The 22,055-nt window shown below is 69.4% G+C and carries 18 protein-coding genes, 2 rRNA genes and 1 riboswitch (1 of these 21 cut by a window edge); of the genes, 16 read left to right on the forward strand and 4 right to left on the reverse strand.

Translation table 11 applies throughout. The annotated features are described in order from the left end of the window. The 12 genes from OG386_RS34775 to OG386_RS34830 form a co-directional block, all read left to right on the forward strand. Positions 1–1,532 (forward strand): 23S ribosomal RNA (locus OG386_RS34775) (it extends 1,591 nt beyond the left edge of the window). A 76-nt stretch (positions 1,533–1,608) separates the two neighbouring features. Next, positions 1,609–1,725, forward strand: a 5S ribosomal RNA gene (gene rrf / locus OG386_RS34780). A 140-nt stretch (positions 1,726–1,865) separates the two neighbouring features. Then, on the forward strand, positions 1,866–2,456 hold the full coding sequence (locus OG386_RS34785) for a CDP-alcohol phosphatidyltransferase family protein (protein ID WP_328791335.1): 591 nt from the start codon (positions 1,866–1,868) through the stop codon (positions 2,454–2,456). Positions 2,457–2,557: 101 nt separating this feature from the next. Continuing rightward, positions 2,558–5,053 (forward strand): mannose-1-phosphate guanyltransferase, encoded by a 2,496-nt coding sequence (locus tag OG386_RS34790; RefSeq protein WP_328791336.1) that lies wholly within the window; start codon positions 2,558–2,560, stop codon positions 5,051–5,053. Between the two features lie 111 nt (positions 5,054–5,164). Continuing rightward, complete coding sequence (locus OG386_RS34795; RefSeq protein ID WP_266598912.1) at positions 5,165–6,073, forward strand: DUF881 domain-containing protein; 909 nt, start codon at positions 5,165–5,167, stop codon at positions 6,071–6,073. After that, positions 6,070–6,402 carry a small basic family protein gene (locus OG386_RS34800; protein ID WP_030010496.1) on the forward strand — a complete coding sequence of 111 codons (333 nt, stop codon included), beginning with the start codon at positions 6,070–6,072 and terminating at the stop codon, positions 6,400–6,402. Before OG386_RS34795 ends, OG386_RS34800 begins: the two co-directional genes overlap by 4 nt. 5 nt (positions 6,403–6,407) lie before the next feature. Next, entirely contained in the window at positions 6,408–7,397 is a 990-nt protein-coding gene (locus tag OG386_RS34805; RefSeq protein WP_328791337.1) for a DUF881 domain-containing protein, read from the forward strand. Positions 7,398–7,482: 85 nt separating this feature from the next. Further along, complete coding sequence (locus OG386_RS34810; RefSeq protein WP_328793475.1) at positions 7,483–8,430, forward strand: FHA domain-containing protein; 948 nt, start codon at positions 7,483–7,485, stop codon at positions 8,428–8,430. 19 nt (positions 8,431–8,449) lie between these two features. Next, positions 8,450–9,223, forward strand: a complete 774-nt coding sequence (gene ftsR, locus OG386_RS34815; protein WP_328791338.1) for a transcriptional regulator FtsR — start codon at positions 8,450–8,452, stop codon at positions 9,221–9,223. A 51-nt stretch (positions 9,224–9,274) separates the two neighbouring features. Next, positions 9,275–9,748 carry a bifunctional nuclease family protein gene (locus tag OG386_RS34820; protein WP_030009777.1) on the forward strand — a complete coding sequence of 158 codons (474 nt, stop codon included), beginning with the start codon at positions 9,275–9,277 and terminating at the stop codon, positions 9,746–9,748. Between the two features lie 180 nt (positions 9,749–9,928). Next, entirely contained in the window at positions 9,929–10,567 is a 639-nt protein-coding gene (locus OG386_RS34825) for a MerR family transcriptional regulator (protein WP_328791339.1), read from the forward strand. Positions 10,568–10,610: 43 nt separating this feature from the next. Further along, positions 10,611–12,056, forward strand: coding sequence for a DNA polymerase IV (locus tag OG386_RS34830; RefSeq protein ID WP_328791340.1), 1,446 nt, complete (start codon positions 10,611–10,613; stop codon positions 12,054–12,056). A gap of 25 nt (positions 12,057–12,081) precedes the next feature. Here OG386_RS34830 and OG386_RS34835 read toward each other — a convergent pair whose 3' ends face one another. Further along, positions 12,082–12,447: a PRC-barrel domain-containing protein gene (locus tag OG386_RS34835; RefSeq protein ID WP_328791342.1), complete on the reverse strand. Its 366-nt coding sequence runs from the start codon at positions 12,445–12,447 to the stop codon at positions 12,082–12,084. A gap of 112 nt (positions 12,448–12,559) precedes the next feature. Further along, positions 12,560–12,658: riboswitch (glycine riboswitch) on the forward strand. 194 nt (positions 12,659–12,852) lie between these two features. Here OG386_RS34835 and gcvP point away from each other — a divergent pair. Then, positions 12,853–15,738: an aminomethyl-transferring glycine dehydrogenase gene (gene gcvP, locus OG386_RS34840; RefSeq protein WP_328791343.1), complete on the forward strand. Its 2,886-nt coding sequence runs from the start codon at positions 12,853–12,855 to the stop codon at positions 15,736–15,738. 120 nt (positions 15,739–15,858) lie between these two features. Here gcvP and OG386_RS34845 read toward each other — a convergent pair whose 3' ends face one another. Then, positions 15,859–16,047, reverse strand: a complete 189-nt coding sequence (locus tag OG386_RS34845) for a DUF5999 family protein (protein WP_030009772.1) — start codon at positions 16,045–16,047, stop codon at positions 15,859–15,861. 261 nt (positions 16,048–16,308) lie between these two features. Continuing rightward, entirely contained in the window at positions 16,309–16,929 is a 621-nt protein-coding gene (locus OG386_RS34850) for a hypothetical protein (protein WP_328791344.1), read from the reverse strand. Positions 16,930–17,416: 487 nt separating this feature from the next. Here OG386_RS34850 and OG386_RS34855 point away from each other — a divergent pair, with 487 nt between their 5' ends. The 3 genes from OG386_RS34855 (at position 17,417) to OG386_RS34865 (ending at position 20,834) form a co-directional block, all read left to right on the forward strand. Then, positions 17,417–18,949 (forward strand): glutamate-cysteine ligase family protein, encoded by a 1,533-nt coding sequence (locus OG386_RS34855; protein ID WP_327386526.1) that lies wholly within the window; start codon positions 17,417–17,419, stop codon positions 18,947–18,949. Positions 18,950–19,098: 149 nt separating this feature from the next. Then, positions 19,099–19,938 (forward strand): CPBP family intramembrane glutamic endopeptidase, encoded by an 840-nt coding sequence (locus OG386_RS34860; protein ID WP_443053246.1) that lies wholly within the window; start codon positions 19,099–19,101, stop codon positions 19,936–19,938. 152 nt (positions 19,939–20,090) lie between these two features. Continuing rightward, positions 20,091–20,834 (forward strand): hypothetical protein, encoded by a 744-nt coding sequence (locus tag OG386_RS34865; protein ID WP_328791346.1) that lies wholly within the window; start codon positions 20,091–20,093, stop codon positions 20,832–20,834. A 69-nt stretch (positions 20,835–20,903) separates the two neighbouring features. On the opposite strand, the gene OG386_RS34870 is transcribed toward OG386_RS34865, so the two are convergent. Next, positions 20,904–21,746, reverse strand: a complete 843-nt coding sequence (locus OG386_RS34870; RefSeq protein ID WP_328791347.1) for a PhzF family phenazine biosynthesis protein — start codon at positions 21,744–21,746, stop codon at positions 20,904–20,906. Between the last annotated feature and the right edge of the window lie 309 nt (positions 21,747–22,055).

Genomic DNA, 22,055 nt, shown 5'->3' on the forward strand with positions numbered 1-22,055 from the left:
AGGAAAGTGGTGGAGCCGACGAACCAGACTTGTAGTAGGTAAGCGATGGGGTGACGCAGGAAGGTAGTCCAGCCCGGGCGGTGGTAGTCCCGGGGTAAGGGTGTAGGCCGAGGGGTAGGCAAATCCGTCCCTCATTAAGGCTGAGACCTGATGCCGAGCCGATTGTGGTGAAGTGGATGATCCTATGCTGTCGAGAAAAGCCTCTAGCGAGTTTCATGGCGGCCCGTACCCTAAACCGACTCAGGTGGTCAGGTAGAGAATACCGAGGCGTTCGGGTGAACTATGGTTAAGGAACTCGGCAAAATGCCCCCGTAACTTCGGGAGAAGGGGGGCCATCACTGGTGATCCGATTTACTCGGTGAGCTGGGGGTGGCCGCAGAGACCAGCGAGAAGCGACTGTTTACTAAAAACACAGGTCCGTGCGAAGCCGTAAGGCGATGTATACGGACTGACGCCTGCCCGGTGCTGGAACGTTAAGGGGACCGGTTAGTGACCTTTCGGGGTTGCGAAGCTGAGAACTTAAGCGCCAGTAAACGGCGGTGGTAACTATAACCATCCTAAGGTAGCGAAATTCCTTGTCGGGTAAGTTCCGACCTGCACGAATGGCGTAACGACTTCTCGACTGTCTCAACCATAGGCCCGGTGAAATTGCACTACGAGTAAAGATGCTCGTTTCGCGCAGCAGGACGGAAAGACCCCGGGACCTTTACTACAGTTTGATATTGGTGTTCGGTTCGGCTTGTGTAGGATAGGTGGGAGACTTTGAAGCAGCCACGCCAGTGGTTGTGGAGTCGCCGTTGAAATACCACTCTGGTCGTGCTGGATGTCTAACCTCGGTCCGTGATCCGGATCAGGGACAGTGTCTGATGGGTAGTTTAACTGGGGCGGTTGCCTCCCAAAGGGTAACGGAGGCGCCCAAAGGTTCCCTCAGCCTGGTTGGCAATCAGGTGTTGAGTGTAAGTGCACAAGGGAGCTTGACTGTGAGACCGACGGGTCGAGCAGGGACGAAAGTCGGGACTAGTGATCCGGCGGTGGCTTGTGGAAGCGCCGTCGCTCAACGGATAAAAGGTACCCCGGGGATAACAGGCTGATCTTCCCCAAGAGTCCATATCGACGGGATGGTTTGGCACCTCGATGTCGGCTCGTCGCATCCTGGGGCTGGAGTCGGTCCCAAGGGTTGGGCTGTTCGCCCATTAAAGCGGTACGCGAGCTGGGTTTAGAACGTCGTGAGACAGTTCGGTCCCTATCCGCTGTGCGCGTAGGAATATTGAGAAGGGCTGTCCCTAGTACGAGAGGACCGGGACGGACGAACCTCTGGTGTGCCAGTTGTCCTGCCAAGGGCATGGCTGGTTGGCTACGTTCGGGAGGGATAACCGCTGAAAGCATCTAAGCGGGAAGCCTGCTTCAAGATGAGTATTCCCACCTCCTTGAGAGGGTAAGGCTCCCAGTAGACGACTGGGTTGATAGGCCAGATGTGGAAGCCCGGTAACGGGTGAAGCTGACTGGTACTAATAGGCCGAGGGCTTGTCCTCAGTTGCTCGCGTCCACTGTGTTAGTTCTGAAATAACGAACAGCTGTGTCAACACCAGCGTTCAAATTTCATAGTGTTTCGGTGGTCATAGCGTTAGGGAAACGCCCGGTTACATTCCGAACCCGGAAGCTAAGCCTTTCAGCGCCGATGGTACTGCAGGGGGGACCCTGTGGGAGAGTAGGACGCCGCCGAACAATCATTGTGGGAAAGCCCCGCACCAACCCTTACGGGTTCGGTGCGGGGCTTTCCTGCGTTCAGGACAAGTGTGCGGTCTCCTGTAGGGTCAGGAGGCATCGAACGACCACATTTCTACAGTCACAGTGGAGGCCCCCGGGTGGAGGTCCAGGAGACTCGGGTTCAGACTGACCGAATTTTCACCATTCCGAACATCCTGAGCATGGCTCGCCTGGCCGGCGTGCCCCTGTTCTTGTGGCTGATCCTCGCAGAGTACGACGGGTGGGCCCTGGCCGTCCTCATGCTCAGCGGGATCAGCGACTACCTCGACGGGAAGCTCGCGCGGCGCTGGAATCAGATCAGCAAGCTCGGCCGGCTGCTCGATCCTGCCGCAGACCGGCTCTACATCCTGTCGACGCTCTTCGGTCTGACTTATCGCGGGCTTCTTCCGCTGTGGCTCACCGGAGCGTTGCTCGCGCGAGAGCTGATGTTGCTGGTCATGGTGTGGATCCTGCGCCGTCACGGATATCCGCCGCCGCAGGTCAACTTCCTCGGCAAGGCCGCCACCTTCAACCTGATGTACGCGTTTCCCTTGCTGCTGCTCAGTGACGGAAGCGGCTGGTTGGCCTGGTTGGCGTCAGTTTTCGGATGGGCGTTCGCTGTATGGGGTACAACCCTGTACTGGTGGGCAGGAATCCTTTACGTGGTTCAAGTCCGCCGTCTGGTGAAGGCTGACACCACGGCCGATTGAGCCCGCCCGGCGCCGGATGACCGCGGAGGAGTTGCGGAGTCACCGACCGAGACGGGTGAGGGTCGGCACGACCGTCGTCTCCCAAGGAGGACTCTTCCGACATGAAGGCCGTCGTGATGGCCGGTGGCGAAGGTACGCGTCTTCGCCCCATGACGTCGAGCATGCCCAAGCCGCTCCTGCCGGTCGCCAACCGGCCGATCATGGAGCACGTGCTCAGGTTGCTCAAGCGGCACGGGCTCAGCGAGACCGTGGTCACCGTGCAGTTCCTGGCGTCACTCGTCAAGAACTATTTCGGGGATGGCGAAGAGCTCGGAATGGAGCTCACGTACGCCCATGAGGAGAAGCCACTCGGGACCGCCGGCAGCGTCAAGAATGCCGAGGAGGCCCTGAAGGACGATGCCTTCGTCGTCATTTCCGGCGATGCGCTCACCGACTTCGACCTCACCGATCTGATCCGCTTCCACAAGGAGAAGGGCGCCCTCGTCACGGTGTGCCTGACCCGGGTGCCGAACCCACTCGAATTCGGCATCACGATCGTGGACGAGGAGGGCAAGGTCGAGCGGTTCCTGGAGAAGCCGACCTGGGGACAGGTGTTCTCGGACACCGTCAACACCGGCATCTACGTCATGGAACCCGAGGTCTTCAACTACGTCGATCCCGATGTCTCCGTCGACTGGTCCGGTGATGTCTTCCCCCAGCTGATGAAGGAAGGCCGGCCCATCTACGGCTACGTCGCCGAGGGCTACTGGGAGGACGTCGGCACGCACGAGAGCTACGTCAAGGCCCAGGCCGACGTGCTCGAGGGCAAGGTCCAGATCGAGATGGACGGCTTCGAGATCTCCCCCGGGGTGTGGATCGCCGAAGGGGCCGAGGTGAGCCCCGACGCGGTGCTCCGCGGGCCGCTCTACATCGGGGACTACGCCAAGGTCGAAGCCGGTGCGGAGATCCGCGAGCACACGGTCATCGGGTCGAACGTCGTCGTCAAGGGCGGGGCCTTCCTGCACCGGGCCGTCGTCCACGACAACGTGTACATCGGGCCCCACAGCAATCTCCGCGGCTGCGTCATCGGCAAGAACACCGACATCATGCGGGCCGCGCGGATCGAGGACGGGGCCGTCATCGGCGACGAGTGCCTCATCGGTGAGGAATCGATCGTTCAGGGGAACGTACGGATCTACCCCTTCAAGACCATCGAGGCCGGCGCCGTCGTCAACGAGTCGGTGATCTGGGAGTCCCGCGGCCAGGCGCACCTCTTCGGCGCGCGCGGGGTCTCCGGGATCCTGAACGTGGAGATCACTCCTGAGGTAGTGGTCCGGCTCGCCGGCGCGTATGCCACGACCCTGAAGAAGGGGGCGACCGTCACCACGGCCCGTGACCACTCGCGAGGCGCCAGGGCGCTCAAGCGCGCCGTGATCTCCGCGCTCCAGGCCAGCGCCATCAACGTACGGGACCTGGAGAACGTACCGCTGCCGGTGGCACGGCAGCAGACCGCGCGCGGCAGCGCCGGCGGGATCGTACTGCGGACCTCTCCGGGCGTACCGGACTCCGTGGACATCATGTTCCTGGACGAGCGGGGAGCGGACCTCTCGCTCCAGGGACAGCGCAAGCTGGACCGGGTGTACGCGCGCCAGGAGTACCGGCGGGCGTTCCCCGGGGAAATCGGAGACCTGCAGTTCCCGGGCAGCGTCTTCGACGCCTACACCGGCTCGCTGCTGCGGCGGGTGGACACCACCGGCATCGGTGACGCCGGGCTCAAGGTGGTCGTGGACGCCTCGAACGGAAGCGCCGGGCTGGTTCTGCCCAGCCTGCTGGGTCGGCTCGGGGTGGACGCGCTGACGATCAATCCAGGGCTCGACGAGTCCCGGCCGACGGAGACCAGGGAGTCCCGGCGGGCCGGTCTGGTGCGGCTGGGGGAGATCGTGGCCTCGGCGCGGGCGGCCTTCGGCGTGCGGTTCGACCCGGTGGGCGAGCGCATCTCCCTCGTGGACGAGCGCGGGCGGATCATCGAGGACGACCGGGCGCTGCTCGTGATGCTCGACCTGGTGGCCGCGGAGAAGCGCAGCGGCAAGGTCGCGCTGCCGGTGACCACGACCAGGGTGGCCGAGCAGGTGGCGGCCTACCACGGCACGCAGGTCGAGTGGACGACGACCTCGCCCGACGACCTGACCCGGGTGGGGCGGGCGGAGAACACCATCTTCGGCGGAGACGGCCGGGGCGGTTTCATCGTTCCGGAGTTCAGCAGCGTCTTCGACGGTTCGGCCGCCTTCGTGCAGCTGCTCGGGCTGGTGGCGCGCACGCAGCTCACGCTGAGCCAGATCGACGCCCGCATCCCGCGGGCCCATGTGCTCAGGCGGGACGTTTCGACGCCGTGGGCGGTGAAGGGGCTCGTCATGCGGCGGGTCGTGGAGGCGGCCGGCGACCGGCAGGTGGACACCACGGACGGGGTGCGGGTGGTCGAGGCCGACGGACGGTGGGCGCTGGTCCTGCCGGATCCGGCGGAAGCCGTCACCCACCTGTGGGCCGAGGGCCCCGACGACGGCACCGCGCAAGCCCTGCTCGACGAGTGGGCGGGCGTCGTGGAGGGCGCCGGGCAGTGACCGCCCGGCGTGCGATGACGTAGGGCGGAAGTCGGGTGGGCCGGGTGCGGTGAGTGCCGGCCCGGCCCACCGGATGGACGCATTGGGTGACTGCGCTGCCGACATGCGACGATGTGCGGCATGTCGCAGCCGCCCCACAACCGGACTCCGGCGTCTCCTGTGCCCGCGCGCCCGGACGCTTCCATGTCGCTGCTGACGCACGTGATGGACCACAGTCTCGACGAGGGCTACGCGGAGGCCGCGGCCCGGCGCGAGGCGGAGGGCACGGCGGGCCTGCCACGGACCCTCAAGGCCAAACTGGGGCTCGCCGCCGGGCTCGTCGTCACCGCCATGGTCGTCACGCTCGGTGCGGCCGAGGCGCAGATAGCCGCGCCGGTGCTGGCCAAGGAGCGTCAGGAACTGATCGACCGGGTGGAGCGGGCGGACGACCGCGCGCACGGCCTGGAGCGTGACATCGACCGCCTCAGGACCGATGTCGCGGGCCGCCAGCGTGCGGCGCTGAAGCAGCCGGGCGGGGGCCAGGGCGAGCTCGTGGCCCTGCTGGCGGGTGCCACGGAGGTCCACGGGCCGGGGATCAAGCTGGTGGTGGACGACGCGAAGGGCGCTTCGTCGGGCGGCGGTGGCAAGCCGCGCGAGAGCTCCGGTTTCTCGGACACCGGCCGGCTCCGCGACCGTGACATGCAGAAGATCGTCAACGGGCTCTGGCAGTCCGGGGCGGAAGCCATCTCCATCAACGGGCAGCGGCTGACGGAACTGTCGGCGATCAGAGCCGCGGGTGACGCGATACTGGTCGACAACAGGCCGCTGGTGCCGCCGTACGAAGTGCTGGCGGTGGGGGACAAGAAACGGCTCGGCACGGCCTTCCAGGACTCGGCGGACGGACAGTACCTGCACGTGTTGCAGGAGAGCTACGGGATCCGTTACTCCCTGTCCCCGGCGGACGACCTGCGGCTGCCGGCCGCGTCGAGCCTGACCGTACGTACAGCTACACCGGCAGAGCAGCAGAAGGGTGCATCGTGATCGCGGTACTGGGCCTCTTGGCCGGAGTGGTGGCCGGACTTCTGGTCCGGCCCGAAGTGCCGGCCGTGGTGGAGCCATATCTGCCGATCGCCGTGGTGGCGGCGCTGGACGCGGTGTTCGGCGGCCTCCGCGCGATGCTGGACGGCATCTTCGTGGACAAGGTCTTCGTGGTGTCGTTCCTGTCGAACGTGGTCGTGGCCGCGCTGATCGTCTTCCTCGGCGACAAGCTCGGGGTCGGCTCGCAGCTGTCCACGGGTGTGGTCGTGGTCCTCGGCATCCGCATCTTCTCCAACGCCGCGGCCATCCGCCGGCACGTGTTCCGGGCGTGAGGCCGATGAGTACGAACGACAGCCCCGAGGAGCAGGGGGGCGCGGGCCGGCCGCCTGAGCCCCCGAAGGCGCCCGAGACCCCGGAGCCCCCGAAGCCTCCGGAGTCCGTACGGCCGCCGCAGTCCTCGGAGCCCCCGGAGCCGTCGCAGTCACCGGAGCCCCCGAAGGCGCCGGCGCCCCCGCAGTCACCGGAGCCCCCGAAGGCTCCGGCGCCCCCGCAGTCACCGGAACCACCGGAGCCTTCGGAGTCGTCCAAGGAAGTACCGGCGCAACCCGAGGAGACCGGACGGCAGCGGCTCGCGGCCGGGCTGTGGCCGCCGCGGGTGAGCCGGGCCCAACTGATCGTCGCGCTGCTGCTGTTCGTCCTGGGACTGGGTCTGGCGATCCAGGTCCGGTCCAACAGCGACTCCAGCGCGCTGCGCGGGGCCCGCCAGGAGGACCTCGTGCGGATCCTCGACGAGCTCGACGGGCGGACCAAGCGACTAGAGGACGAGAAGCAGCGGCTGGAGGACCAGCGCAAGGAGCTGGAGAGCAGCTCCAACCAGGCCGAGGAGGCCCGCAAGCAGACGGTTGAGAAGGAACGCCAACTCGGCATCCTGGCCGGTACGGTGGCGGCCCAGGGGCCGGGCATCACGCTGAAGATCACGGATCCCACGGGTCAGGTGCAGTCGGACCAGCTGCTGGACACGCTCCAGGAGCTGCGGGCGGCCGGGGCCGAGGCGATCCAGATCAACGGGGTGCGCATCGTGGCGGGCTCGTACTTCTCGGACGAGAACGGCGGAGTCGCCATCGACGGTAAGAAGATCACACAACCCTATGAGTTCAAGGTGATCGGCAAGCCCCAGGATCTGGAGCCCGCGTTGAACATCCCCGGCGGTGTCGTCCAGACGCTGGAGAAGGAGCAGGCCACCGTCGCCGTCACACGGTCGGCGAAGATCGTTGTGGATGCCTTGCGGGCTGCGAAGCAGCCTGACTACGCTCGGTCGTCATCGTGATGAATCGGAGTGAAGGGTCGAGCGGCCCACGCGGGCGGATGCCTGCGGGGGGTCGGCGCACCGAAGTCGCGGTGCGTGGTGGAAACTGTCTGGTGGTTACGGACGTTGTCAGAATGTCCGGGTCGGCAGGTGTCTGCATTCGGAGTTCGTCCTGCCCCACGGGCGGGTCTGTTTCAGTCAAGGGGAATCGCCCGTGAAGTTGTTTGAGAAGTTGTTCGGCAAGAAGAACCGTGAGGAAGACGGCGCGGCACGGCACCGCGCCGGTCACGGTGAGGCGGAAGGGCAGGGCGACCGGCCGCTCTTCCGTGACGAGGTCGCCGGCGCGGGGGACGTTTCGGGTGCCCCCGGCGCGTCGGCTGTTGACCCTGCTGGTACCGGGCGCATAGGTTTCGGTGAACCATCAACCTCAAGTGCGGGTGGAGGGTTTGCCCCCGACCCGTATGCCACCAATGCATCCGCGGGGCATCCGCGGCGCGAGGAGCCGTCCATGTCGGCCGAGCAGATTTGCAGCAGGTGCGGACACCGCAGCGATGCGGCCAGTCGGTTCTGCTCGAACTGCGGTGCGCCGCTGCGGGCGGGTCTGACGCCGGAGCGTGCCTCGGAGACCACGTCCACGATCTCGATCTCGGGCCTCGAGGCCTACGAGGCCGAGGTGTCCGGACAACCGCACGTGTCGTCCTCCTCGCTGTCCCCCGAGGCGCAGGCCGCGGTGGAAGCACTGCCCCCCGGTTCCGCTCTGCTCATCGTGCGGCGCGGTCCCAACTCCGGGAGCCGTTTCCTGCTGGACGGTGAGCTGACCACGGCCGGCCGCCACCCGCAGAGCGACATCTTCCTGGACGACGTCACCGTCTCCCGGCGCCATGTCGAGTTCCGCAGGAGCCAGGAGGGCGGCTTCACCGTCGCCGATGTCGGCAGCCTCAACGGCACGTACGTCAACCGTGAACCGATCGACTCCGTCGCCCTGCAGAACGGCGACGAGGTGCAGATCGGCAAGTACCGGCTGGTCTTCTACGCGAGCCTGCGGGGCATCTGACCCTTTTAGGGAAGGTTCCATGCTGCGTACCCCGACCGGCGGTGCCCCGAGTAGTGGCGCCGCCGGCACCGCCGGCCCGGCCGGGCGGCTGGTGAGCATCGGCACGGTGCTCACCACGCTGCGTGACGAGTTCCCCGACGTCACCATCTCGAAGATCCGTTTCCTGGAGGCGGAGGGGCTCGTCGAACCCCGGCGCACACCTTCGGGATACCGCAAGTTCAGCACCGACGACGTGGAGCGGCTCGCCCGGATCCTGCGCCTGCAGCGCGACCACTACCTGCCGCTGAAGGTCATCCGCGAGCAGCTCGACGCGCTCGCCCGCGGGGAGCAGATCCGCATCCCGGCGCCGACCGTGCACGGGGACTCCGCCGATCCTGCCGGACCGGCGGCCGTCTACGGCGAAGTGGGGCGGGAGCGGCCCACCGTGGCCCGGGTGGGCCGGGCCGAGCTGCTCGCGGCCGCCGGGGTGGACGAGGCGCAGCTGGTCGAGTGGGAGTCGTACGGGCTGCTGGCCGAGGGCGCGGACGGCGGATTCGACGCCGAGGCGGTCACGGTGGCCCGCCTGGTGGCCGACCTGGGCCGTTTCGGGCTGGAGCCGCGGCACCTGCGCGCGATGAAGGCCGCCGCGGACCGCGAGGTCGGGCTGGTGGAGCAGGTGGTGGCACCGCTGCGAAGGCACCGCAATCCGCAGACGAGGGCTCATGCGGAAGCCACCCTGAAGGAGCTCGCGGGGCTCTCCGTACGGCTCCACGAGGCGTTCGTACAGACCGGTCTCGGGGTCCGACTGTCCTGAGGTGGGGGGCCCGACTACCCAAACCTGTCGAGCAGGTCCTAGGGTTACTGTGTGAACGAGCTCGACGTTGTGGGTGTCCGGGTGGAAATGCCCTCCAACCAACCGATCGTGCTCCTGCGTGAAGTGGGAGGCGACCGGTACCTCCCCATCTGGATCGGTCCAGGGGAGGCGACCGCCATTGCCTTCGCGCAGCAGGGCATGGCCCCTGCCCGACCGCTGACGCACGACCTGTTCAAGGACGTGCTGGAGGCGATCGGCGAGGAGCTCACCGAGGTCCGGATCACGGATCTGCGGGAGGGCGTCTTCTACGCGGAGCTCGTCTTCGCCAGTGGGGTAGAGGTGAGTGCGCGGCCTTCCGACGCCATAGCCCTCGCCCTGCGGACGGGGACGCCGATCTACGGCAGTGACGGCGTGCTGGACGACGCCGGAATCGCCATTCCGGACGAGCAGGAGGACGAGGTGGAGAAGTTCCGCGAGTTCCTCGACCAGATCTCACCGGAGGACTTCGGCACCGGCCCGCAGTGAGGTGTCGGCCGCGTCGTCCTCGGGGATCCTCAGGCCATTCGATTAGCCTTTCCCCGTAAAGGGATACGGGAAACCACTCTCAGGGTGATTATCACTCGGCGTGCCGAGTGTGGCGATCGTTGACGCACCCCTGGTGACTGCCTACCTTCGAGGTGGGCAGGTCAAGGACGGAGGGTCGGCGTGAGGATCACGGGCGACGGTACGACCGGGGGCACCCCCGCACGGAGTGAGGCTGGGCCGTACCCGCTGCACGGCGGTGCGGTCGGTTCCGCGCGCCGCCAGCCGGAGTCGACGCCGGTCGGACCGGTGGGCGCAGACCCGCAGCCCGAGCAGATCGGATACCGCGGGCCGACGGCCTGCGCCGCGGCCGGCATCACCTACCGGCAGCTCGACTACTGGTCCCGGACCGGGCTGGTGGAGCCCAGCGTGCGGGCCGCCTACGGGGCGGGGACGCAGCGGCTCTACAGCTTCCGCGACGTCGTGGTCCTCAAGATCGTCAAGCGCTTCCTGGACACCGGGGTGGCGCTGCAGAACATCCGCACGGCGGTCCAGCACCTGCACGACCGGGAGCTCTCGGACCTCGAGCGGATGACTCTGATGAGCGACGGCGCCACCGTGTACGAGTGCACCTCGCCGGACCAGGTCGTGAGCCTGCTCCAGGGCGGGCAGGGCGTCTTCGGCATCGCGGTGGGCGTGGTGTGGCGCGACGTCGAGAGCGCGCTGTCGCAGCTCCACGGGGAGCGCGTGGACACCGGCGAGACCCTGGTGCGGCACAACCCGACGGACGAGCTGGCCGCCCGCCGCAACCGCGCCGTCTGACCCGAGCCCGGGCATTGTCAGTGGCGTAGGGCAGCATCGGGCTGTGAGAGCCGCGCCGACCATCCTGCATCTGGACATGGATGCCTTCTACGCCTCCGTGGAGCAGGCGTCGAAGCCGAGCCTGCGCGGCAAGGCCGTCATCGTCGGCGGCCTCGGGCCGCGCGGGGTCGTCGCCACGGCCTCGTACGAGGCCAGGCGCTTCGGGGTGCACTCCGCGATGCCGATGGGGCAGGCGCGGCGGCTCTGCCCGAACGGCGCGTACCTGATCCCCCGCTTCAACCTCTACCGGCAGGTCAGCGACGTGGTGATGGCCATTCTGCGGGAACTGTCGCCCCTGGTGGAGCCCCTGAGCCTGGACGAGGCCTTCGTGGACCTGGAAGCGGGCGGGGTGGCCTTCGACTCGCGCAGCGCGCGGGAGACGGGGGAGCGGCTGCGGGCCGACATCCGGGCCGCCACGGGGCTCAGCGGGTCGGTGGGGCTGGCCGGGTCGAAGATGCTGGCCAAGGTGGCGTCCGAGGAGGCCAAGCCGGCCGGACTGCTGCTGATCGAGCCGGGGACGGAGCGCGAGCTGCTCGCGCCGATGTCGGTGCGGACCCTGCCCGGGGTGGGTCCGGCCACGGGCGAGCACCTGCGCCGGGCCGGGATCACCACGGTGGGGGAGCTGGCGGAGGCCGGGGAGGACGAGCTGGTCCGGATGGTCGGCCGCTCCGCCGGTGCAGGGCTGTACCGGATGGCGCTCGGGCTGGACGACCGGCCGGTGGTCGCGGAGCGGGACGCGAAGTCGGTGTCGGTCGAGGACACCTTCGACGTGGACCTGCACGACCGGGTACGGATCCGCGGCGAGGTGCAGCGGCTCGCCGACCGGTGCGTACAGCGGCTGCGGGGCTCGGGGCACTCGGGGCGCACGATCGTGCTCAAGGTGAGGCGGTACGACTTCTCCACGCTGACCCGGTCCGAGACCCTGCGGGGGCCCACGGACGACCCGGCGGTGGTGCGGGAGGCGGCGGCGCGGCTGCTGGAGGGCGTGGACACCACGGGCGGGGTGCGGCTGCTGGGCGTGGGGGTGAGCGGGCTGGCGGACTACACGCAGGAGGACCTGTTCGCGCAGTCACTCGCCGCTGAGCCGGACGGGGCTGACGGGACTGACGGGACTGACGGGACCGGCATGACTGACGGAGCGGACACGGCGGGCGGGGCCGCAGGGGAGGCGGTGGCTGCCGGTGCCACCGAGACGGCGGCCGAGGGGGCCCGGGGGGCCGCTGAGCCGCCCGGGGAGCCGGAGCCGGCCCCCGAACGGCGCTGGACGGCCGGGGGTGACGTACGGCATGCCGTGTACGGGCCCGGATGGGTGCAGGGCAGCGGCGTCGGGCGGGTGACCGTGCGGTTCGAGCAGCCCGGATCGGAGCCCGGCCGGGTGCGGACCTTCCGGGTGGACGACCCCGAGCTGGAGCCGTCCGATCCGCTGCCGCTCGTGGGGGAACGGCCCTGACGACCTAGGCACCCCCTAGCTCTCGTCAGCTCTCGTCACCCGCCAGGCGGCCGAAGTCGTGGTTGAAGTCCGACGGAAGGGTCGTGTCCAGCCCGTAGTGGTGGTAGAGCTGCAGCTCCTGTTCGGGGGAGAGGTGGCGCCCGACACCGAAGTCCGGGGCGTCCCTGATGAGGGCGCGTTCGAAGGGCACCCGCAGGGCGTCGCCCACCAGCTCGCTCGGCTCCAGCGGGACGAAGGCGTCCCGGCTGAAGAGCCCCGTCCGGACCGCGGCCCACTCCGGGACGCCCGTGGCATCGTCGAGGTAGACCTCGTCGATCGTGCCGATCTTGGTGCCATTGCGGTCGAACGCCTTTCGGCCGATCAGGCTGCGCGGATCGATGTCGGTCTGCACGGTCCCTCCAAAAGGTCGCAACTGCTCCGTAATGACTACAGAAGTGCATATCCGCAGCGGAGGCCACTCGGGGAGGGTTCAGATCCTCGCTGGTACGCTGGTGAACGGCTGTCGACCCTGTGCGGGAGAGTCCTCCGAGTGAACGAGACGGAGGCGCCGAAGGAGCAAATCCTCCCCGGAATCTCTCAGGCATACGTACCGCACGGACGAGGCCACTCTGGAAAGCAGGGCGGGTACCGGGCGTGCAGTGCCGGTCCCCCTCCTCACCGACGGTGAAAGCCGGAACAGCGGGATACCCCCGTGACTCCGGTGAAACTCTCAGGTGCAGATGACAGAGGGGGAGGCCGTCCGGGTGCCCGCGCCGTGGTGCCCCTCGCAGGTCATACGACCAGGAGGCCTCCGTACATGACCGCCAACCGCATTCCGCTCTCCCAGTTGGAGCGAGGCATCCCCTTCGAACAGCGCCACATCGGCCCGGATGCCGAGGCGCAGGCGAAGATGCTCGCCCAGGTGGGCTACGGCTCCCTGGACGAACTGACCGCTGCCGCGGTCCCGGATGTGATCAAGACCGCCGAGGCGCTCGATCTGCCCGAGGCGCGCACCGAGGCCGAGGTGCTGGCCGAGCTGCGCTCGCTCGCCGACCGCAACCAGGTCCTCTCGCCGATGATCGGTCTCGGCTACTACGGGACCTTCACGCCGCCGGTGATCCTCCGCAACGTCATGGAGAACCCGGCCTGGTACACGGCGTACACGCCCTACCAGCCGGAGATCTCCCAGGGCCGCCTCGAAGCGCTCCTGAACTTCCAGACGGTCGTCGCCGAGCTGACCGGGCTGCCGACCTCGGGCGCCTCGCTCCTCGACGAGGGCACCGCGGCCGCCGAGGCCATGACCCTGGCCCGCCGCGTGGGCCGGTCCAAGGGCAACGTCTTCCTGGTGGACGCCGACGCGCTGCCGCAGACGATCGCCGTCATCGAGACCCGCGCCGAGCCGATCGGCATCGAGGTCGTCGTCGCCGACCTGTCCGCCGGCATCCCGGCCGAGGTCGCCGAGCGCGGCATCTACGGTGTCCTGGTCCAGTACCCCGGCGCCTCCGGTGCCGTCCGTGACATCAAGCCCGTCATCGACCAGGCCCACGAGCTCGGCGCCATCGTCGCCGTCGCCGCGGACCTGCTCGCGCTGACCCTGCTGACCTCCCCGGGTGCGCTCGGCGCGGACATCGCCGTCGGCACCACCCAGCGCTTCGGCGTCCCGATGGGCTTCGGCGGACCGCACGCCGGTTACATGGCCGTCCAGGACAAGCACGCCCGCTCCCTGCCCGGCCGCCTCGTCGGCGTCTCCGTGGACGCGGACGGCAACAAGGCCTACCGCCTGGCGCTGCAGACCCGTGAGCAGCACATCCGCCGGGAGAAGGCCACCAGCAACATCTGTACCGCGCAGGTGCTGCTCGCCGTCATGGCCGGCATGTACGCCGTCTACCACGGCCCGGACGGCCTGCGGACGATCGCGAGCCGCACCCACCGCTACGCCACGCTGCTCGCCGCCGGTCTGACGGCCGGCGGGGTCGAGATCGTGCACGGCTCGTACTTCGACACGATCACCGCCCGCGTGCCGGGCCGTGCCGCCGAGGTCGTCGCCGCCGCCCGCGAGGGCGGGGTCAACCTGTTCCAGGTGGACGCCGACCTCGTCTCCGTCGCCTGCGACGAGACCACCCTGCGCGCCGACGTCGAGGCCGTCTGGGCCGCCTTCGGCGTCACCGCGGACATCGAGGCGCTGGACGCGACCACGGTCGACACGCTGCCCGAGGGCCTGCTGCGCTCGGACGCGTACCTGACGCACCCGGTCTTCCACCAGCACCGCTCCGAGACCGCGATGCTGCGCTACCTGCGCAAGCTCTCGGACAAGGACTACGCGCTGGACCGCGGCATGATCCCGCTGGGCTCCTGCACCATGAAGCTCAACGCGACCACCGAGATGGAGCCGGTGACCTGGCCCGAGTTCGGTCAGCTGCACCCCTTCGCACCGGTCGAGCAGGCCGAGGGCTACCTCACGCTCATCAACGAGCTGGAGGAACGTCTCTGCGAGGTGACCGGCTACGACAAGGTCTCCATCCAGCCGAACGCCGGCTCCCAGGGCGAGCTCGCCGGCCTGCTGGCCGTCCGCGCCTACCACCGGGCGAACGGCGACGAGCAGCGCACCGTCTGTCTGATCCCGTCTTCCGCGCACGGCACCAACGCCGCCAGCGCCGTGATGGCCGGCATGAAGGTCGTCGTCGTCAAGACCGCCGATGACGGCGAGGTGGACACGGCCGACCTGCGCGCCAAGATCGAGCAGCACCGCGACGAGCTCGCCGTGCTGATGATCACGTACCCCTCGACGCACGGTGTGTTCGAGGAGCACGTCGCCGACATCTGCGCCCAGGTGCACGAGGCCGGCGGCCAGGTCTACGTCGACGGTGCCAACCTGAACGCCCTGGTGGGCCTGGCCAAGCCGGGTCACTTCGGCGGCGACGTCTCGCACCTGAACCTGCACAAGACCTTCTGCATCCCGCACGGCGGCGGCGGTCCGGGCGTCGGCCCGGTCGGTGTCCGGGCGCACCTGGCCCCGTACCTGCCGAACCACCCGCTCCAGCCGACCGCGGGCCCGGAGACGGGCGTCGGCCCGATCTCGGCCGCTCCGTGGGGTTCGGCGGGCATCCTGCCGATCTCGTGGTCGTACGTGCGCCTGATGGGCGGCGAGGGCCTCAAGCGCGCCACCCAGGTGGCGGTGCTCGGCGCCAACTACATCGCCAAGCGCCTGGAGCCGCACTACCCGGTGCTCTACACCGGCCCGGGCAACCTGGTCGCGCACGAGTGCATCATCGACCTGCGGCCCCTGTCGAAGGCCACGGGCGTGAGCGTGGACGACATCGCCAAGCGTCTGATCGACTACGGCTTCCACGCGCCGACCATGTCCTTCCCGGTCGCCGGCACGCTGATGATCGAGCCGACGGAGTCCGAGGACCTCGCCGAGATCGACCGCTTCTGCGACGCGATGATCGCGATCCGCGGTGAGATCGAGCGGGTCGCGGGCGGCGAGTGGCCGGCGGACGACAACCCGCTGGCGAACTCCCCGCACACCGCGGCGGCGCTGGGCGGCGAGTGGAACCACCCGTACACCCGGGACGAGGCCGTCTTCCCGGGCGGGGTCACGGCCGCCGAGAAGTACTGGCCGCCGGTGCGCCGCATCGACGGTGCCTTCGGTGACCGCAACCTGGTGTGCTCCTGCCCGCCGCTGGACGAGTACGACGCCTGAGGTGTACCTCGTCGTACGACCGCCGTATGACGGTCGTACGACATGACGAAGGGGCCGGTCCGGGAGACTCTCCCGGGCCGGCCCCTTCGTCGTTCGCTACGGTCGGTCGGACGACTTCGCCTAGGCCGCCGCGAGCGGGCGGTGCGGGGCGATGATCTGGCCGTCCGGCAGCAGTTCACCGGTGTCCTCGAAGAGCAGGACGCCGTTGCACAGCAGGCTCCAGCCCTGCTCCGGGTGGTTGGCCACCGGGCGCGCGGCCTCCCGGTCGGCGGATTCGGCTGACGGGCAGGCTGGCTGGTGCTGGCACATGGATGCGTTCTTTCGCTGCGGTGTGGTCTGTGTGCTACGGCTCGATGCGTGATTCATGGCCGTCCCCCTGGGTCATCCCCGCACCCGCGGGGAGCGTGTCATCAGTCTTCCTCCATGGCAGCCGCTTCGCAGGTATTTCCCGGCAGCCGTCCTCACAGATTGATGACGCATCACTCGTGCGGGCGGTTCAGGCCAACTCCCCTGTCATTTCGGATGGTTCGCAAGTGGCCCGGGTGGACTAGGCCGGATGGGTGATTCGGGTCAGGCGGCGGGCGCGGCCAAGGAGGGAGGCGCCGCCGCCGGCGTCGGGGTCAGCCGACGGGTCAGTACGGGCAGCAGCTCGGAGACCGGATGCGGCCGGTACGCGGCGATGCCGGGCGGGGCCGGTGCGAGGGGCACCAGCAGGTCCTCGCCGGCCGGCAGCCCGGCGGCGGCGTCCGCGCCCACCGCCCCGTGCAGCCACAGGGTCAGCATGTAGAGCTCCGGAACCGACAGCAGCCGCGGCTGGTAGCCGGTGGTGAGGGACTCCGCCTGGCGCAGGGCGCGTTCGGTGGCCGCGACGTAGGGGCCCTCGAAGAAATGGGAGAAGACCCAGCCGTCGGGAGTCAGTCGGGTGTCGGCCGCCGCGACGTAGCGGTCCCCGCTGCGGATCAGGAACCGCCAGGCCGTGAGCCGGGTGCGCGGCGGCCTGCCGCCGGCCGCGAGGTTGGACATGCCCAGCCGGTCGAGGACGTGGACCGGAAGCGGGAGTTCGGCGGTCAGCGGCCCCTGGATCGCGCGCAGGGACGGGGTGTGCGCCTCGTGGACGGCGGTGGGGGAACCGAGTGCCGCGAGGACGCTGCGCAGGGCGGGCGCGGGAGCCGGAGGGACATGCAGCGGCATGGTGGGTCGCCTCTCACTTGGGAGACCGGTGGAACGGGGGCAGGTGCGGACTCGCATTCTGGGGCCAGAGGGGGGCCGAGGGGCAATGGCCGCGCGCCAACTCTCTGCCTCGTTTGCGGAGTTTATACGACATGTGTTCACGCAGTGTTTCGGCTAGCTGTCTCGCCTATTGCCGGCAAGGCGCTTACCGGACCCGCTGACATGGCTTTCATGCCGGATGCGCGCGAACATGTCGCGCTGACCTCGGAGGTTACCGGATGGGGGCTCGGCTGGAAAGCTTCGGTTATCTGAACGAGGCAAAGTCGGGGCGGAATTTGCGTAAAGCGACTTGCCAGGTGAATGTGCCGAAGCGCCCTTCGGCCAAACCGGCGCGCGCTCCACGTCGCGCACGCCGCCCGCGCGTTATGGATCACGCTGCCGGGGCATCATCGACCGTAACGCGCGCCTGGGTGTACCGGGCCAGGCCCACTCGAGGAGGGACGCTTCGATGGGGGAGAAGGTCGTGGCGGGCGGATTCGACCTATCCGATCGGCAGCGGTATCGAAGGAAGCTCCACGAGTGTCTGGAGGGACTGGAGCGGCTCCTGGCGGAGAAGAGGTTCGATCGCCCGAAGAACATGATGGGACTGGAGATCGAGCTGAATCTCGCGGGCGCCGACGGGTTGCCGAGAATGGTGAATGCGCAGGTGCTGGAGCGGATTGCGAGCCCCGATTTCCAGACCGAACTGGGAATGTTCAATCTGGAGGTGAACGTCCTTCCGCACCGGCTGGGCGGCCGAGTATTCGACCGGCTCGCCGAGGAACTCAGCGCCGGGCTGGGCTATGCCCACCGGAAGGCCGCGGAGATCGACGCCGGAGTGGTGATGATCGGTATTCTGCCGACGATCTCCCGCGCCGACCTGGTCACCGCGAACCTCTCGGCGGTGGACCGCTACTCGCTGCTCAACGAGCAGATCCTGATGATGCGCGGGGAGGACTTCACGCTCGACATCGACGGCGTCGAACGGCTGATCTGGACCTCCGGGTCGATCGTGCCGGAGGCCGCCTGCACCTCCGTACAACTGCACCTGCAAGTGACTCCGGCCCGGTTCTCGGCGGTGTGGAACGCGGCGCAGGCGGTGGCCGCGGCGCAGATAGCCGTCGGCGCCAACTCGCCCTTCCTGTTCGGGCGCGAGCTGTGGCGGGAGTCGCGGCCGCCCCTGTTCACGCAGGCCACCGACACCCGGCCGCCCGAGCTCCAGGCGCAGGGCGTGCGGCCCCGCACCTGGTTCGGGGAGCGGTGGGTGGACTCGGCGTACGAGCTCTTCACCGAGAACGTCCGCTACTTCCCCGCCCTGTTGCCCATATGCGACGAGGAGGAGCCGCTGCGGGTGCTCAACGAGGGCGGGGTACCGGGCCTGCAGGAACTGGTCCTGCACAACGGCACCGTCTACCGGTGGAACCGGCCCGTGTACGGGGTCGCCGACGGGGTGCCGCACCTGCGCGTGGAGAACCGGGTGCTGCCGGCCGGGCCGACGGTCGCCGACGTCGTCGCCAACGCCGCCTTCTACTACGGGCTCGTACGCACCCTCGCGGACGAACCGCGCCCGGTCTGGACCCGGCTGCCCTTCGCCGAGGCGGAGGCGAACTTCGACGCGGCCTGCCGGTACGGCATCGACGCGCGGCTGCGGTGGCCGCGCCGCGGCCGGGCCGGGGGGCTGGCGAGCGTGCCCGCCGTACGGCTGGTCCTGGACGAGCTGCTGCCCATGGCGGCGGCGGGGCTGGACGCCTGGGGCATCGAGCCCGCGGACCGGGACCACTACCTCGGCATCATCGAGGAGCGCTGCCGGCGTCGGGTGAACGGGGCGACCTGGCAGGTGGACACCTACCACCGGGCCCTCGCCGCCGGACTGGAGCGGGACGAGGCGCTGGCGGCGACGACCCGCAGGTACAGCGAGCTGATGCACAAGGGCGACCCGGTGCACACCTGGCCGGTGGGGCTGACGGAGGAGGTGACCGCCTCGGTGCCCGTCGTGCGCTGACCGGCTGCCCCGGCCCCGGCCCCTGCCCCGGCCAGGGCTGGGGCGCCCGCCCGGCGCCCGCCCACCGCGCTCCCGCCGTGCGTCCGACACCGTCCGGCGATCTTGCCGATGGCCCCGCAGTGATCCTTCCCGTCCGCCGAGGAGGCAGTATGGGGTGGTCACAACGGGATGGCAGGACGGAGTCGGGCGTGCGGACGGAGCCGGAGCCGGTGTTCTTGGAACTGGACGAGGACGGGCGGCGGCGCCTGCTGCGCACCGAGACGCTGCTCGTCCTCGCGCTGTCGCTGGGCGCGAGCGGGGTCTCGGCACTGATCAGCTTCATCGGCTCGCTCACCAAGCCCGGCGGCCTCAAGGACCAGGCGGCCACGCTCAACGGCTCCTACGCCCCGGGCCGGCCCTGGCTGGACCTCGCCTGGCAGCTGTTCGGCATCGCGAGCGCCCTGGTACCCGTACTGCTGGTCGCGCACCTGCTGACCCGCGAGGGCGCCCCCGGGCTGCGGGTGCTGGGCTTCGACCGCACCCGGCCCGGGTGGGACTTCGGCCGGGGCGCCCTGGTCGCGGCCGGGATCGGCAGCGCCGGGCTGGCCTTCTACCTGGGCGCCCGGGCCACCGGATTCAACCTCACGGTGGTGCCGGAGGCGCTGCCCGACGTGTGGTGGAAGTTCCCCGTGCTCATCCTCTCCGCACTGCAGAACGCCGTGGTGGAGGAAATCATCGTGCTGGCCTACCTGCTGCGCCGGCTCGGCCAGCTGGGCTGGTCGCCCATGGCCGCGCTGCTGGCCAGCTCCGCGCTGCGCGGGTCCTACCACCTCTACCAGGGCATCGGCGGCTTCATCGGCAACATGGTGATGGGCGTCGTCTTCGTCCTCGCCTACCGGCGGTGGGGCAGGGTCGCACCGCTCGTCGTCGCGCACGCGCTCCTCGACATCGTGGCCTTCGGCGGGTACGCCCTGCTCGCGGGCAAGGTGGGCTGGCTGCCGACCCCGTGACCGGCGGCGGCCCACCCGATCGGCCCTTCCGGGCGGTGACGGACGCGGGAGCGGTGCGACGCTGGAGGCCAGTGCTGTGACCGGCGAGGTCCACCGGGTCGCGGCGCCCGGCACGCCTGTCCGGCCACAGCACCAGTGAGGAGGCGCACCCGGTGGCTGTTATGGACTCCCTCGTGCCGTTCGCGCCGTTCCTGGTGCCCGTGGTCACCGGCCTGGTGGGCGGGATCAGCCTCCTCATCCGGGACCGACGGGAGGCGCGCAGCAGCGACCACCACTACCGCAGGCGCCTGGAGAAGGCCGCGCTGGAGATCCAGTTCCTCACCGGCTGGCTGCAGGCCAAGGAGCTGGCGCCGACCGATGCGCCGCCCCCGGATCCGGAACCCGGGCGCTGGCTGGACGAGTGCTACGCGTCGGTGCGCCGGGCCAAGGCGGACACGGGCGGCCGCCACCGGACCGGGCCGGTCTCGCTGCGCCGCCTCCTGCTCCTGGGAGAAGCGAGCGGCCCGGCGAAGAGCGTGCGGGTCGTCTACTGGCTCTCCCTTCTCCTGTTCAACGTCGCGCTCGCGTGGTGGGTGAACGCGCTCATCGCCGGCGTACCCGGCTTCATGCACGAGGACGGCGTCTCCGAGTCCGAGGAAATCGCCTCCTACCTGGGAGTGGCGGGCGTCCTCTTCGTCGTGTCGGCCCTCTTGTGGGTGTGGACGGTGCACCTGGGCGCGGCAGAGCCGAAGCAGGTGTACCGCAAGCGGATCGACTCGGCCGCCTGGGAGGAACACGAGCGGAAGCGGCGCAGTGCCGCACGCGAGAAGGCGGCTGCGAAGGCGCGATCGAAGGGGGACGCCGAAGGGGACGGCGAGGGGGACGCGGAGCGGGACGGGGGCGGGTCCACGGGCTGACCCGCCCGGACCGGCACGTCCGGCCCGGGTCGGCGTCCGCGTCCGCGCTCGCGTTAGTGTCCCGTGTGCTCACCCCGCCTGAACGGCCCCGGGCGGGGGCGCGAGGAGCTCGCCGTCGACGACCGTGACGGCCCGGCCGGTCAGCAGGGTGCGCTCGCCCGCCAGGGTCACCCGTACGAGCCCGCGGCGCGCACCGCCCTGGAGGCCGGTCAGTTCGGTGCGGCCCAGGCGCTCCGCCCAGAACGGGGCGAGCGCGGTGTGGGCGCTGCCGGTGACCGGGTCCTCGTCGATGCCGAAGGCGGGGAAGAAACCGCGGGAGACGAAGTCGTACCCGAGCGAAGGATCCTCGGCGGGCGCGGTGACGATCACCCCCCGTCGGGCGAAGGCGCGCAGGGCGCCGTGGTCCGGCTCCAGCTCGCGCACGGTCTTCTCGTCGGCGAGCTCGACGACGAGGTCACCGATGTGGTCGGCGGTGTCGTGCACGGAGAGGATCGGGGGACCGCCGAGCGCGTGGTCCACGGCGGCCGGCGCCGCCACCGGCGTCAGCGAGGACGTCGGGAAGTCCATGGTGACCGTGCCGTCCTCGGCCGTCTCGGCCGTGAGGATGCCGCAGCGCGCGGAGAAGCGGATCAGTCCCGTGGCGAGCCCGCTGGTGGCCAGTACGTGCGCGGTGGCCAGGGTGGCGTGGCCGCACATGTCCACCTCGGCGGCCGGGGTGAACCAGCGCAGCGCCCAGTCGGCGTCCCCGCCGGGCGGCAGGGGGTGGGCGAAGGCGGTCTCGGAGAGGTTCATCTCGCAGGCGACCTGCTGGAGCCAGGCGTCCGGGGGGAACGCGGCGTCGAGGAGCAGGACTGCCGCGGGGTTCCCCTGGAAGGGGCGGTCGGTGAAGGCGTCGACGATTCGGATGCGCATGCCCCGACGGTAGGGCGGTTCCTTGATCATCGACAAAGGTCAATCGGGGGTGACTGGCCCGGTCCGGTGTGGTGGCGGGTGCGCAGATCGGCCAGGTGGTGTGCAGGCGGAGCACGAGGCGGATGCGACGGTCGTCGGTGAGGAGGCGGTCGCCCGCCTGGAGCGGGGCCCGCGACGACCAGGCGCCGCCCGGTCGTGCCGAACACCGGTGCCCAGATCACTTCGGGCCCGCCGAGCGGTGCCATGTGCCGCCGGGCGACCGGGTACGGGGTGCCGAGCTCCGCCTCGAGCGGGACAGGGGCCGCGAGC

It is taken from the genome of Streptomyces sp. NBC_00273 (genome assembly GCF_036178145.1).
In the GTDB taxonomy this organism is placed as follows: Bacteria; Actinomycetota; Actinomycetes; order Streptomycetales; family Streptomycetaceae; genus Streptomyces.